This window comes from Streptomyces sp. XY006, from assembly GCF_002237655.1.
GTDB classification, from domain to species: domain Bacteria; phylum Actinomycetota; class Actinomycetes; order Streptomycetales; family Streptomycetaceae; genus Streptomyces; species Streptomyces levis.
Window position 1 is genome coordinate 189753 of record NZ_NOKT01000016.1, and the last position, 13826, is coordinate 203578.

Below are 13826 nucleotides of genomic sequence, written 5' to 3' on the forward strand. Positions count from 1 at the left end.
TTGCCCTCGTACCCCTCGCTCACGTCCTGCCGCCCCTCGGTGACGATCGGTCAAGCTCAGCGCGTGCTCCGGTAGTTGCCGCCGCGCGCCCTTGCGGAGGACGATCCTACGTTTCTTGCCCGGGGGCGCATCAAGGGTCTCATGAGGACATGTGCGCGGGCGTACGATCCCAGTCCTCCGGCAGTGACGGTACCCCCCAGGACGGATCCGGGCGCCAGTGCTGCCAGCCTTCCGAGAACGGCGGCCCCCAGGCGCGGATCACCTCCACCGCGGCCCGCCCCGCCGTCCGTACCTTTTCCGCCTGTTGGTCGTCCATCAGCCCGTCCCGCCGGGCCTGGGCGAACTCGTCCTCGTCGCGCCAGTGCCAACTGCGGTCGGGATGGACGGAGATGTCCAGGAAATGATCCACGGAGTCGACGCCGCCCTCCCAACGGGCCAGCGGCTCCTCCAGGTTCACGTACCAGTTCTTGAACTGCCAGCCCGGCTCCCAGAACAGCCAGACCGACCAGGGTTCGCCGGGCCGGGCGAGCTTGAGCACGCCCGTGCCGAACCACCGGTCGCGCTGCACGGTCCGGGGCTTGGTGTAGCGCGACTCCAGCGGCTCCTGGTGCACCGGGGTGCCGTCGGCCAGCACGGGCTTCACGCACTCCGTGCCGGGCGCCAGCCACACGGCGAGCACCTCCGCGTCGTCCCGGACGACGGTGACCGGACGCGCGATGTGGAAGTGCGCGCCGCCGTTCTCCCGGTACCGCCACAGGATCCGGCTCCCGGGCGCCCAGAAGCCCGTCGCACCACCCTTTGCCACGCGTCTCACCGCTTCGCCCTCCGCCATGGACAGATATTAGGTGCCATGGGCATACGACGCTGCGGCGCGTGTCACGGTTCACGCGCCGGGCGTACGTGCGCCACCGTCGTCACGGACGCGTCATCCGCAGGACGTCCAGGGCCTCGTCGAGCTGCTCCAGGGTCAGGTCCCCGCGCTCCACGTACCCGCCGTCCAGCACGACCTGACGGATCGTCTTCCGCTCGGCCAGGGACTTCTTGGCGACCTTGGCGGCCTCCTCGTACCCGATGTACTTGTTGAGCGGCGTGACGACCGAGGGGGAGGACTCCGCGTACTCCCGCGCCCGTTCGCGGTTGGCGGTGATGCCGTCCACGGTCCGGTCGGCGAGCAGCCGGGAGACGTTGGCGAGCAGCCGGACGGACTCCAGCACGTTCTTCGCGATGACCGGCAGCATCACGTTGAGCTCGAAGTTCCCGGCGGCGCCTGCCGTGGCGACGGTGGTGTCGTTGCCCATGACCTGGGCGGCGACCATGAGCACCGCCTCGGGGATGACCGGGTTGACCTTGCCGGGCATGATCGACGAGCCGGGCTGGAGGTCGGGCAGGTTGATCTCGGCGAGGCCGGTGCGCGGCCCGGAGGCCATCCACCGCAGGTCGTTGGCGATCTTCGTCAGCCCGACCGCGATGGTCCGCAGCTGCCCGCTGGTCTCCACGACGCCGTCCCGGGCGCCCTGTGCCTCGAAGTGGTCCCGCGCCTCGGTGAGGGGCAGCCCCGTGGTGCGGGCGACCTCCTCGATGACGGCGGCGGAGAAGCCGGGCGGGGTGTTGATGCCGGTGCCGACGGCCGTACCGCCCAGCGGCAGTTCGGCGAGCCGGGGCAGGGACGCCCGCAGCCGCTCCACGCCGTACCGCACCTGGGCCGCGTACCCGCCGAACTCCTGCCCCAGCGTCACGGGCGTGGCGTCCATCAGGTGGGTCCGCCCCGACTTCACGACGTCGGCGAACTCCTCCGCCTTGCGCTCCAGGGCGGCGGCGAGGTGCTCCAGGGCGGGGATCAGGTCCCGCGTCACCGCGGCGGTGGCGGCGATGTGCAGGGAGGAGGGGAAGACGTCGTTGGACGACTGGGAGGCGTTGACGTGGTCGTTCGGGTGCACGGGGCGCCCGAGCCGCTCGGAGGCCAGGGTGGCGATGACCTCGTTGGTGTTCATGTTGGACGAGGTCCCGGACCCGGTCTGGAACACGTCGACGGGGAAGTGCTCGTCCCACCGGCCCTCGGCGACCTCCCCGGCCGCGTCCCGGATCGCCTCGGCGACGTCCTTGTCCAGGACCCCCAGCTCGGCGTTGACCTTGGCCGCCGCGCCCTTGATCCGGGCCAGGGCCTCGATGTGCGCGCGCTCGATGCGCTGCCCGGAGACGGGGAAGTTCTCCACCGCCCGCTGGGTCTGGGCCCGCCACTTGGCGTGCACGGGCACCCGCACCTCGCCCATGGAGTCGTGCTCGGTGCGGTACTCGGTCCTGTCCTGCTCGTCGGTCATCGACGATCACCTCCACGTGTCACAGCGTCAGCGCCGCGACCACTGTTCCCCGTGGAGGCGATTCGTCACCGTCCCCGTCAGGCGAGTCCGGGGCCGCGTACCGGAATGGACGTGAACGTCGGCGCCGGGGCCGGGTCCTGGAAGAAGTCGTTGCCCTTGTCGTCCACGACGATGAACGCCGGGAAGTCCTCGACCTCGATCTTCCAGACGGCCTCCATGCCGAGCTCCTCGTACTCGACGACCTCGACCTTCTTGATGCAGTCCTGGGCGAGACGCGCGGCCGGGCCGCCGATGGAGCCCAGGTAGAAGCCGCCGTGCGAGGCGCACGCGTCCGTGACCTGCTTGCTGCGGTTGCCCTTGGCCAGCATCACCTTGGAGCCGCCCGCCGCCTGGAACTGCTCCACGTAGGAGTCCATCCGGCCGGCCGTGGTCGGGCCGAACGAGCCCGACGCGTAACCCTCGGGCGTCTTGGCCGGACCGGCGTAGTACACCGGGTGGTCCTTCAGGTACTGCGGCATCTCCTCGCCCGCGTCCAGCCGTTCCTTGATCTTGGCGTGCGCGATGTCACGGGCCACGACCAGCGGGCCGGTCAGCGACAGGCGGGTCTTCACCGGGTACTTGGTGAGCTCGGCGAGGATCGTGTCCATCGGCTGGTTGAGGTCGATCTTCACCACGTCCGAGGACTCGTCGAGCTGCTCGTCCGTGGTCTCCGGCAGGAAGCGCGCCGGGTCGGTCTCCAGCTGCTCCAGGAAGACGCCCTCGGCGGTGATCTTGGCGACGGCCTGGCGGTCGGCGGAGCAGGACACGGCGATGGCGACGGGGCAGGACGCGCCGTGCCGGGGCAGGCGCACCACGCGCACGTCGTGGCAGAAGTACTTGCCGCCGAACTGCGCGCCGATGCCGATCCTCTGCGTCAGCTCGAAGACCTTCTGCTCCAGCTCCTTGTCCCGGAAGCCGTGCCCGAGCTCGGAGCCCTCGGCCGGGATCTCGTCCAGGTAGTGCGCGGAGGCGTACTTGGCCGTCTTCAGCGCGTACTCGGCGGACGTGCCGCCGACCACGATCGCCAGGTGGTACGGCGGGCAGGCGGCCGTGCCCAGCGAACGGATCTTCTCTTCCAGGAACTTCATCATGGAGGCCTCGTTCAGGACGGCCTTCGTCTCCTGGTACAGGAACGACTTGTTGGCCGAGCCGCCGCCCTTGGCCATGAACAGGAACTTGTAGGCGCCGCCGTCGGTCGCGTACAGCTCGATCTGCGCGGGGAGGTTGGAGCCGGTGTTCTTCTCCTCCCACATGGTGAGCGGGGCCATCTGCGAGTAGCGCAGGTTGAGGTTCTTGTACGCGTCGTAGATGCCGCGGCTGAGGGCCTCCTCGTCGCGGCCCCGGGTCAGCACGTTCTGCCCGCGCTTGCCCATCACGATCGCCGTGCCCGTGTCCTGGCACATGGGGAGCACGCCCGCCGCCGCGATGTTCGCGTTCTTCAGCAGGTCCAGCGCCACGAACTTGTCGTTGGCCGACGCCTCGGGGTCGTCGATGATCCGGCGCAGCTGCGCGAGGTGGGCCGGGCGCAGGTAGTGCTGGATGTCGTGGATGGCCTCCTCGGCGAGCTTGCGCAGCGCCTCCGGCTCCACCTGGAGGAAGGTCCGTCCGTCCGGCCCCTCGACCGTGGAGACGCCCTCGGAGGTCACCAGCCGGTACGGGGTGGTGTCCTCTCCCTGGGGGAGCAGATCGGTGTACGCGAACTCAGGCATCTCAGCCCATTCCTCACTCTACGGACGGCGGCCCGCCTCCTTTGGCGAGCGCCAACCAGCGTAGAACCTGCCGCTGACGGCGAGCTTGTGAGGTAAGGCTCAGTTCGTCACATCCGTGCCGGCCAAGGAAAGCGATGCGGGGGGTGTCGCGATCTATCGTGTGTGGGTACGCTGCTGTCGTGGACCTTCAGAAGCAGGACCCTCACCCGCAGACCGGCCCCGCCGTCTCCGAGCTCCGCGCCTCCGACGCCGAGCGCGACCGCATCGCCGACATCCTGCACGACGCCCTGGCCGAGGGCCGTCTCACCGCGGACGAGCACGCCGAGCGGGTCGAGGGGGTGCTGCGCGCCAAGACGGTGGGCGAGCTGGAGGTCTTCATCCGGGACCTGCCCGCCGCGCACGGCCCCCGCCCCGGGTCGGCCCCCGCCCCGGCCCCGCACCGCCCCACGGCGGGTGCCATCCCGGTCGAGCCGGACGACAACGTGGTCGCGATCTTCAGCAGCGCCGTCCGCAAGGGCCGCTGGCGCGCCGGCCGCCGGATCCACGCCTACGCGATCTTCGGCAGTGTCGAGATCGACCTGAGCGAGGCGCTGTACAACCACCAGCAGGTCGTCATCAAGTCCTACGCCGTCTTCGGCAGCGTCGAGATCCGCGTCCCGGAGAACGTGTCGCTGCGCGGCATCGGCGGCGGCGTGCTCGGCAGCTTCGAGGTCGCCACCCTCGACTCGGGCGAGCCGGAGGCCCCGGTGGTCTACGTCGACGGCTGGGCCGTCCTGGGCAGCGTCGAAGCGCGGCCCAAGCGCGGCAAGCTCGTCGCGGACATCCTGGACCGGGTGCAGCGCAAGGTCGACCGGAGTCTGCGCAAGCACCTGGGTCATTGACGGTCGCGAAGCAACCGGAAGCGGCGGGTCGTCGACGGTCCCGAAGCAACCGGAAGCGGCGGTTCGGAACTCAGTGCATAGGCGCGCGCACAGCGGGTAGGCCTTGCTGCATCGTCTCTCGCTCGCGAAGCCGTCGTCAGGAGTAGACCGTGCTGCAACCGCCGCATTCGTCCCTGCAGGTCGCCGCCGTTCCGGCCCCGCGGGTGCCAGCGCGAGACAGGGACCAGGACGCCCCGTGGCACACCGAGGCGGTGTGCCGGCGCGACGAGGCGGGCCTGTTCTTCGCCCCCTCCAAGGAGCCCACCGCCGCCCGGCTCTCCCGGGAGGAGGCGGCCAAGCGGGTCTGCGCCCGCTGTCCGGTCATGGTCGAATGCCGCGAGCACGCCCTGCTCCAGCCCGAGCCCTACGGCGTCTGGGGCGGCCTCACCGCAGCCGAGCGCCGCGTGGTCCTGGCCCGGCGCCGCCGCCGCGACCTGGAGCTGAGGAAGGCGGCCCGCTCGGCCAACCAGATAGCGGCCGCCGGCTGACTTCCCGAGCACCACGAAGCAGGGCGCCCCCACCGCACCGGGGACGCCCTGCTTCTGTGTGCGGAGCCGGGAAGACGCCCTGGCCCGCTACTTGCCCTTGTCGAAGTCGATCGCGCTGTACGCCCGCAGCTTGGACAGCCGGTGCTCCGAATCGATCCTGCGTACCGTGCCCGAGCGGGAGCGCATCACGATCGAGTCGGTCGTGGCCGTCTCGGCCCGGTACCGGACCCCGCGCAGCAGCTCGCCGTCGGTGATGCCGGTCGCCACGAAGAACACGTTCTCGCCGGTCACCAGGTCCTCGGTGGTCAGCACCCGGTCGAGATCGTGGCCCGCGTCGATCGCCCGCTGCCGCTCCTCGTCGTCCTTCGGCCACAGCTTGCCCTGGATGGTGCCGCCCAGGCACTTCACCGCGCAGGCCGAGATGATGCCCTCGGGCGTGCCGCCGATGCCGAGCAGCAGATCGACCCCGGTGCCCTCCCGCAGCGCCAGGATCGAGCCGGCCACGTCACCGTCGGAGATCAGCTTGATGCGCGCCCCGGTGTCCCGGATCTCCTTGATGATGCCCTCGTGCCGCGGCCGGTCCAGGATCACCACGGTGACGTCCTCGGGCGCGGACCGCTTGGCCTTCGCGACCCGGCGGATGTTCACCGACACCGGCGCGTCGATGTCGACGAAGTCCGCCGCCTCGGGGCCGGTGACGAGCTTGTCCATGTAGAAGACCGCGGACGGGTCGAACATCGACCCGCGCTCGGCGGCGGCCAGCACCGCGATCGCGTTCGTCATGCCCTTGGCGGTCAGTGTGGTGCCGTCGATCGGGTCCACGGCGATGTCGCACTCGGGCCCGGTCCCGTCGCCCACGCGCTCCCCGTTGAACAGCATCGGGGCCTCGTCCTTCTCGCCCTCGCCGATGACGACGACACCGTTCATCGACACGGTGGAGACGAGGGTCCGCATGGCACGGACCGCGGCACCGTCGGCGCCGTTCTTGTCACCGCGTCCGACCCAGCGGCCGGCGGCCATCGCCGCCGCCTCGGTCACCCGGACCAGCTCAAGGGCGAGGTTGCGGTCGGGGGCCTCGGAGGGCACATCGAGTTCGGACGGCAAATGATGATGCTCGGTCATCGGAGCGCACCTTTCTGTACGACGACGGCCGGATGAGGGCTTTGTCGGTCGACTCTATCTCCGAGCCCGCAAAATGAGCAGGGGCCCCCACGGATGAGCGCAGCACAGACCTGCGACGATAGGGGGCGTGGCAGGCACGAACGGCAAGCAGAAGACGGCGCGGGACATGATCCTCTCCCTCGGGGTCATCGTCCTCGTGGCGGGCTTCATCTACCTCTTCATCCCGCATGACGACAGCGAACCCGAGGTCAAGCGGGTCGACTACCGGGTCGAGCTGCTCACGGCACGCCGGGCCGCCCCGTACCCCGTCGTCGCGCCCGAGGGCCTGCCCGCCGCGTGGAAGGCCACCTCCGTCCGCTACCAGGGCGACGACTTCGACACCTGGCACCTCGGGTTCCACGATCCCGAGGGGGAGTACGTGGCGGTCGAGCAGTCCACTCAGCGGCGGCCCGTCTTCCTCGACGAGGCGACGCAGGGCGCCCGGGAGACCGACAGGACCGAGACGATCGACGGCCGGACGTGGACCCGCTGGGAGGGCGGCCGGTACGACGCGCTGGTGCTGGAGGGCACTAAGGGCTCGACGACGGTCGTGACGGGCACCGCCTCGTTCGCGCAGCTGACGAAGATGGCGCAGGCGCTGGAGACGGAGTGACCGCGCACGAGGAAGGCCCCCGGCGAGCGTGCCGGGGGCCTTCCTCGTAGCGGTGTGGCGCGGACGCCGTCCGTGGCTCAGACGACCGTGACGACCTGGTCGAACTCCAGGCGCGGGGAGCGCGGGTACCAGGCGTCCGGGCCCGGGCGGCCGATGTTGACGACCATCAGCGGGGTGTGGTCGTCGTCCAGGAACTCCTTGCGCACGCCCTCGAAGTCGAAGCCGGTCATCGGGCCGGCGGCCAGACCGGCGGCCCGGACGCCGACGATGAAGTACGCGGCCTGGAGGGCGGCGTTCATCGCGGCGGCGCTCTCGCGCACCGGGCGCTCGGCGAAGAAGGCGTCCTTGGCCTGCGGGAAGGCCGGGAACAGGTGCGGCAGCTCCTCGTGGAACTCGTTGTCCGCGGAGAGGATCGCGACCAGCGGGGCGCTCGCGGTCTTGGCCCGGTTGCCCTCGGCCATGTGCGCGACCAGGCGCTCGCGGGCCTCGGGGGAGCGGACCAGCGTGATGCGCAGCGGGGTCTGGTTGAAGGCGGTCGGGCCGTACTTGACCAGGTCGTAGATCGCCTGCACCTGCTCGTCGGTCACCGGCTCGTCGGTGAAGGTGTTGGCGGTGCGGGCCTCGCGGAACAGGAGGTCCTGGGCTGCGGGGTCAAGAACGAGAGACATGAACGGAACCTTCTCGGGGTGTACGTCGGGTCCGGGGTGGCCGGACCGGCTGACGTCTGCGACCGTACGCCAATGAAGTTCAACGTTCAATCAAATCTGGAGTGTAGTGATCCACTTCACAGTGCGTCACTCGTGCTCCCCGCGGTCGCGGACCGGGATCCCGGCCGGGGCTACTCGGCGTCCTCGCCCTCCGCGGCCTCCTCCGCCAGCGCCGCGTCCAGCCGCGCCCGCGCCCCCTCCAGCCAGCGCCGGCACACCCGCGCCAGCTCCTCGCCGCGCTCCCACAGCGCCAGGGACTCCTCCAGCGTCGTACCGCCCGCCTCCAGCCGGCGGACGACCTCGATCAGCTCGTCCCGCGCCTGTTCGTACCCGAGCGCCTCGTCCGTGCCCGGCGCCTGCTCCACCTCGCTGGTCATCCACCCACCCTATGTGTCGACTCGTACGGAGAACTCACCCTCGGAGACCCGCGCGCGCAGGGCCTCGCCGGCCTCCACCTCGCCGGGATCGCGGACCGCGTGCCCGTCCGCCCGCTGCAGCACGGCGTACCCGCGCTTGAGCGTCGCGGCGGGGGAGAGGGCCACCACGCGCGCGTGCGTGTGCGTCAGCTCGGAGTCGGCGCGGTCCAGCTGGTGCCGCAGGCAGCGCCGGCCGCGGTCGAGCAGGTCCGCCACGTGGTCGGCCCGCTCGTCGATCATCCGGTGCGGATCCTGTATCGACGGCCGGGCCAGCGCGTGCGCCAGACCGCGCTCCTCCCGGTCCAGCAGCGCCGCCACGCACCGCCGCGCCCGGTCCCGCAGCAGCCGCACCCGCTCGTACTCCTCGCCCACGTCCGGCACGACCTTCTTGGCCGCGTCGGTCGGGGTCGAGGCGCGCAGGTCGGCCACATGGTCCAGCAGCGGGTTGTCCGGCTCGTGTCCGATGGCCGACACCACGGGCGTACGGCACTGGGCGACCGTGCGGATCAGCTGCTCGTCGGAGAACGGCAGCAGGTCCTCCACGCTGCCCCCGCCCCGCGCGACGATGATCACGTCCACGTCGTCGAGCGCGTCGAGCTCCTTCACGGCCTGCACGACCTGCGGCACCGCGTGCACGCCCTGCACGGCGACATTGCGCACCTCGAAGCGGACGGCGGGCCAGCGGTGCCGGGCGTTCTCCAGCACGTCCCGCTCGGCGGCCGAGGCCCGCCCGCACACCAGCCCGATCAGCTGCGGCAGGAACGGCAGCGGCTTCTTGCGCTCCGGCGCGAACAGGCCCTCCCGCGCGAGCGCCTTCTTCAGCTGCTCCAGCCGGGCCAGCAGCTCACCGACCCCGACGGGCCGTATCTCGGCAGCCCGCAGCGACAGCTGCCCGCGCGGGGCGTACCACTCGGGCTTCGCCAGGACGACCACCCGGGCCCCCTCGCTCACCACGTCCGCGACGGCGTCGAACACCTGCCGGTAGCAGGTCACGCTGACGGAGATGTCGTACGACGGGTCCCGCAGCGTCAGGAACACCACACCGGCACCCGGACGCCGCGACAGCTGTGTGATCTGCCCCTCGACCCACACCGCACCGAGCCGGTCGATCCACCCCCCGATCAGCCGCGACACCTCGCCGACGGGCAACGGGGATTCCGGAGTCGTGTTCACAGCCATGCCCGCGAGGGTAGTGGCCACCGCCGACAACGCGGTTCACCGGCCGGAGCGCGGGCGGGCCGGTCGGTCCGCCGCGGGCGGCGCCGAGGTGCCGCGGCGTTCCTGGACGACCAGCACCACCAGCCCGGCCGCCAGCCACACCGCCCCGACCACCTGAGCCGTGCCCGACGCCGCCACGATCACGGCGACGGTGATCGCCGCTCCCAGCACCGGCGCCAGAAGATGCCGCCACCAGCTCACGGCACCGCCCCGGCGCTTCACCACGAACCAGCCCACCACGCTCGCGTGCAGCAGCGTGAACGCCGTCAGCGCGCCGATGTCGACCACCGACACCAGCTGGTCCATCCCGTCGTCCCGGCGCGCCGCCCACACCGCCGCCACCAGCGTCACCACGGCCGCGCACAGCAGCGCCACCCGCGGCACCCCGGCGCTGGTCCGGGACAGCACGCGCGGCAGCCGCCGGTCCCGGCCCATCGCGAACAGCAGCCGGGCCGCCGCGGCCTGCCCGGCCAGCGCGGCGAAGGCCGCGCCGATCGCCTTGCTCACCGCCACCAGGTCGTGCAGCCAGGTGCCGACCGAGGCGTCCACCGTGTCGTAGAACGCCGACCCCTGCCGCCCCGGCTCCGCCGCCAGCCGCGCCGACGACACCGGCTCCAGCAGCGCCACCAGATACGTCTGCGCGAGGAACAGCACGCCCGCCAGCGCCAGGCAGAACAGCAGCGCCCGCGCGATCCTCGCCGAGCCGCCGGTGACCTCCTCCGCGAACGAGGCGATCGCGTCGAACCCCAGATACGACAGCACCGCCACCGACACCGCCCCGAGCACCGCCGACACCGCGAACGCGCCCTGCGTGCCGTCCCCCGACAGCGGCGACAGCCAGCCCCGCTCGGCACCGTCGCGGGCCAGCACCACCAGCGCGGCCACGACGAAGACGGCCAGGACCACGACCTCCAGCACGAGCACCAGGAAGCCCACCCGGGCGGCCGCCCGGACCCCCCCACAGGTTCAGCAGCGTCGTCACGGCCACCGCGAGCGCCGACCACACCCACCGCGACACCTCGGGGACCAGCGCGTTCATGGCGACCCCGCAGAACAGGTACGCCACCGCCGGGATCAGGACGTAGTCCAGCATCGCCATCCAGCCCGCGACGAAACCGGCCTCCTTGCCGAGGCCCACGCGCGCGTAGGCGAACACCGAGCCCGCCTGCGGGACGACCCGGACCATCTGGGCGTAGCTGAACGCGGTGAACGCCATCGCGACCGTCGCGACGACGTACACCAGCGCCACCGCCCCGTGCGACTTCGCGTCCAGCGTGCCGAACACGCCGACCGGGGCCATCGGAGCGATGAACAGCAGCCCGTAGACGACCAGGTCCCGGAAGCCCAGGCTGCGCCGCAGCGCGTGCTCCCCGCCGGCCGCGCGGGCCCGCGTCCCCGTCCCGGTCTCCGCCATCGTGGCCCGCCTTCGCCTTCCGTCCCTCGCGCCGCGTTCGTTCAGTCTTCCCGGGGACTGAGCACGGACGCGATCTTTGACCCGCCGAACGCGGCCTTACGATGGGACGCATGTCTGCTTCGCCTGGCCGCCGTGTCCTGCTCGCCGCCCCCCGGGGCTACTGCGCGGGCGTGGACCGCGCCGTGATCGCCGTAGAGAAAGCGCTGGAGCAGTACGGCGCTCCCGTCTACGTCCGCCACGAGATCGTCCACAACAAGTACGTCGTGCAGACCCTGGAGAAGAAGGGCGCGATCTTCGTCGAGCAGACGGAAGAGGTGCCGCCGGGCAACATCGTGATGTTCTCGGCCCACGGCGTGGCCCCCGTCGTCCACGAGGAGGCCGAGCGCGGCAGGCTCGCCACCATCGACGCCACCTGCCCGCTGGTCACCAAGGTCCACAAGGAAGCCGTCCGCTTCGCCAACGAGGACTACGACATCCTCCTGATCGGCCACGAGGGCCACGAGGAGGTCATCGGCACCTCCGGCGAGGCCCCCGACCACATCCAGCTGGTCGACGGCCCGGCCGACGTCGCCAAGGTCGAGGTCCGCGACCCGTCCAAGGTCGTCTGGCTCTCCCAGACCACGCTCTCCGTCGACGAGACCATGGAGACCGTCGACGCCCTGAAGGACAAATTCCCGCAGCTCATCTCCCCGCCCAGCGACGACATCTGCTACGCCACGCAGAACCGCCAGCTGGCCGTGAAGCAGATGGGAGCCGAGTCCGACCTGGTGATCGTGGTCGGCTCCCGCAACTCCTCCAACTCCAAGCGCCTGGTCGAGGTCGCCAAGATCGCCGGAGCCCGCGCCGCCTACCTGGTGGACTTCGCCGACGAGATCGACGAGACCTGGCTGGAGGGCGTCTCCACCGTCGGCGTCACCTCGGGCGCGTCCGTGCCGGAGGTCCTGGTCGAGCAGGTCCTGGAGTGGCTCTCCCAGCGCGGCTTCGAGGACGTCGAGATCGTCAAGGCGGCCGAGGAGTCCATCACGTTCTCCCTGCCCAAGGAGCTCCGCCGCGACCTGCGCGAGGAGGCGGCCGCGCTGGTCGCCGAGCGCGGCGGCACGGCGGCGGGTGAACGTTCCGCGGAGTGATCGCGGACCGTTCGCGCAGACGGCGCGAAGGGATCGGGGAGCCGTGGGGGACGGGCCGGACGGTGCCGCCGTCCGGTCTGTGACCGTCAGTCCCACGTCGTAACGTAGGGCCATGCAGATCTTCGGCGTGGACATCGGCGGTTCCGGGATCAAGGGTGCCCCGGTGGACCTCGACAAGGGCGACCTGGCGCAGGAGCGCCACAAGGTCCTCACTCCGCACCCGGCCACGCCCGACGGGGTGGCCGACGGCGTCAAGCAGGTCGTCGACCACTTCGGCTGGACGGGACCCGTCGGGGTCACGTTCCCGGGCGTGGTCACCGACGGGGCCACGATCCGTACGGCGGCGAACGTCGACGACAGCTGGATCGACACGGACGCGCGTGCGCTGCTCGGCGAGCGGCTGGGCGGACTGCCGGTGACCGTGGTGAACGACGCGGACGCGGCGGGCGTCGCCGAGATGCACTTCGGCGCGGGCCGCGGCCGGCGGGGCACGGTGATCCTGCTGACGCTCGGCACGGGCATCGGCAGCGCGGTCTTCGTCGACGGCGTCCTCGTGCCGAACACGGAGCTGGGCCACCTGGAGCTGGACGGGCACGACGCGGAGAAGCGCGCCTCCAGCAAGGCGCGCGAGGACCACGACCTGTCGTGGGAGCACTGGGCGGCGCACCGCGTGCGCAAGTACCTCGCGCACGTCGAGATGCTGTTCTCGCCGGAGCTGTTCATCATCGGCGGCGGCGTCAGCCGCAAGGCCCACAAGTTCCTGCCCCACATCGAGGGCATCAAGGCGGAGATCGTCCCGGCGCAACTGCAGAACAACGCGGGCATCGTGGGAGCGGCGATGCGGGCGGCGGGGCACTAGCGCGGGTTCGCGGCCGGGGGCCGGCCGCGGGGGCCGTGCGGGGGGGCTGGGTGCCGGCGGCGGTCGCGGCCGGGGTGGCGGTGTGGGCGGCTGGGTGCTGACGGCGGTCGCGGCTCGGGGCAAGTGCTGCGGGCGGCGGGTATCGGCGGCGGTCGCGGCTCGGGGCGGCGATGCGGGCGGCGGTGTGCCGGCGCCGGACGCGGGCGGGGCTGCGCGTCGCCGGGCGTCGCCGGGCGTCGCCCACCGGGTTGCCGGGCCGGGGCTGCCCTGCTGCCGGGCCAGGCGGTTGTGCTGCCCGGGTCGAGGCTGCCGTGCTGCACCAGCCGGGGCGGCCCTGGTGCGGTGGCCGGACTTGTGGTCAGGGCGCTGGACGTCCCCCGGGTGTCGTCGTCGCCGTTCTCCTGCGGTGCACCAGCCGGATCCGGCGGGCGATGACGATCAGCCCGGCGACGAGCGTTCCGCCGTACAGCCAGCCGGCCTGCGTCGCGAGCGCCGTGACCAGCCCCATCAGCTTGCTCCCGCCGTCGCCCCCGGCCACCGGCAGCAGCCCCGCGGCGAAGGCGATCGGCACGACCACGGGGGCAGTCATCAGATCCCCCGGCCGCACCCACACGGCGGTCAGCACGCACACCGGCAGGAACAGCACGCCGTACGCCGTCAGCGACGCCCCGAACAGCGCGGCGCACAGCGCGCCCAGCAGGAACATCGCCACCGCGCAGAACAACCCGCTGCCCAGCCCGGTCAGCCGCGGGTTGGGCAGCCGCCCGGCGGCCGTCGACGGCGCGGGCGCGGGCCGTCGCACCGGCGCCGCACGGCGCTGCGCCCCCGGCGGCCGGG

Annotated in this window: 13 protein-coding genes and 1 pseudogene; 5 read left to right on the plus strand and 9 right to left on the minus strand. The window is 71.8% G+C overall.

Going from position 1 to position 13826, the window contains the following annotated elements; genetic code table 11:
* Positions 1-139: 139 nt before the first annotated feature.
* The 3 genes from fomD to CHR28_RS20400 all read right to left on the minus strand — a co-directional run bounded on the left by fomD (position 140) and on the right by CHR28_RS20400 (position 4066).
* Entirely contained in the window at positions 140-832 is a 693-nt protein-coding gene (gene fomD / locus CHR28_RS20390; RefSeq protein WP_094055088.1) for a cytidylyl-2-hydroxypropylphosphonate hydrolase, read from the minus strand.
* An 82-nt stretch (positions 833-914) separates the two neighbouring features.
* Positions 915-2318 carry a class II fumarate hydratase gene (locus CHR28_RS20395; RefSeq protein WP_094055089.1) on the minus strand — a complete coding sequence of 468 codons (1404 nt, stop codon included), beginning with the start codon at positions 2316-2318 and terminating at the stop codon, positions 915-917.
* A 77-nt stretch (positions 2319-2395) separates the two neighbouring features.
* Complete coding sequence (locus tag CHR28_RS20400; protein ID WP_094055090.1) at positions 2396-4066, minus strand: fumarate hydratase; 1671 nt, start codon at positions 4064-4066, stop codon at positions 2396-2398.
* Between the two features lie 179 nt (positions 4067-4245).
* Between CHR28_RS20400 and CHR28_RS20405 the strand changes: the two genes are divergently transcribed.
* Together CHR28_RS20405 and CHR28_RS20410 are read left to right on the plus strand one after the other, a co-directional pair.
* Positions 4246-4947, plus strand: coding sequence for a DUF1707 SHOCT-like domain-containing protein (locus CHR28_RS20405; RefSeq protein WP_256984315.1), 702 nt, complete (start codon positions 4246-4248; stop codon positions 4945-4947).
* Between the two features lie 149 nt (positions 4948-5096).
* Positions 5097-5474, plus strand: coding sequence for a WhiB family transcriptional regulator (locus CHR28_RS20410; RefSeq protein WP_094055092.1), 378 nt, complete (start codon positions 5097-5099; stop codon positions 5472-5474).
* Between the two features lie 87 nt (positions 5475-5561).
* Here the strand turns inward: CHR28_RS20410 and glpX are convergent, their stop codons facing one another.
* Positions 5562-6596, minus strand: a complete 1035-nt coding sequence (gene glpX / locus CHR28_RS20415; protein ID WP_094055093.1) for a class II fructose-bisphosphatase — start codon at positions 6594-6596, stop codon at positions 5562-5564.
* Positions 6597-6723: 127 nt separating this feature from the next.
* On the opposite strand from glpX, the gene CHR28_RS20420 reads away from it, so the two are divergent.
* Positions 6724-7248: a DUF4245 domain-containing protein gene (locus CHR28_RS20420; protein ID WP_094055094.1), complete on the plus strand. Its 525-nt coding sequence runs from the start codon at positions 6724-6726 to the stop codon at positions 7246-7248.
* Positions 7249-7325: 77 nt separating this feature from the next.
* On the opposite strand, the gene CHR28_RS20425 is transcribed toward CHR28_RS20420, so the two are convergent.
* The 4 genes and pseudogenes from CHR28_RS20425 to CHR28_RS20440 all read right to left on the minus strand — a co-directional run bounded on the left by CHR28_RS20425 (position 7326) and on the right by CHR28_RS20440 (position 11003).
* Positions 7326-7916 carry a malonic semialdehyde reductase gene (locus tag CHR28_RS20425; RefSeq protein ID WP_094055095.1) on the minus strand — a complete coding sequence of 197 codons (591 nt, stop codon included), beginning with the start codon at positions 7914-7916 and terminating at the stop codon, positions 7326-7328.
* Positions 7917-8086: 170 nt separating this feature from the next.
* Positions 8087-8332, minus strand: coding sequence for an exodeoxyribonuclease VII small subunit (locus tag CHR28_RS20430; protein ID WP_094055096.1), 246 nt, complete (start codon positions 8330-8332; stop codon positions 8087-8089).
* A gap of 9 nt (positions 8333-8341) precedes the next feature.
* Positions 8342-9550, minus strand: coding sequence for an exodeoxyribonuclease VII large subunit (xseA, locus tag CHR28_RS20435; protein ID WP_094055097.1), 1209 nt, complete (start codon positions 9548-9550; stop codon positions 8342-8344).
* Positions 9551-9586: 36 nt separating this feature from the next.
* Positions 9587-11003, minus strand: a pseudogene (locus tag CHR28_RS20440) (APC family permease).
* 101 nt (positions 11004-11104) lie between these two features.
* On the opposite strand from CHR28_RS20440, the gene CHR28_RS20445 reads away from it, so the two are divergent.
* Both CHR28_RS20445 and ppgK read left to right on the plus strand, forming a co-directional pair.
* On the plus strand, positions 11105-12130 hold the full coding sequence (locus CHR28_RS20445; protein WP_094055098.1) for a 4-hydroxy-3-methylbut-2-enyl diphosphate reductase: 1026 nt from the start codon (positions 11105-11107) through the stop codon (positions 12128-12130).
* A 112-nt stretch (positions 12131-12242) separates the two neighbouring features.
* On the plus strand, positions 12243-12989 hold the full coding sequence (ppgK, locus tag CHR28_RS20450; RefSeq protein ID WP_094055099.1) for a polyphosphate--glucose phosphotransferase: 747 nt from the start codon (positions 12243-12245) through the stop codon (positions 12987-12989).
* A gap of 358 nt (positions 12990-13347) precedes the next feature.
* Here the strand turns inward: ppgK and CHR28_RS20460 are convergent.
* Positions 13348-13826 (minus strand): DUF6542 domain-containing protein (locus CHR28_RS20460; protein ID WP_256984316.1); only part of this gene is annotated, 479 nt, incomplete at its 5' end.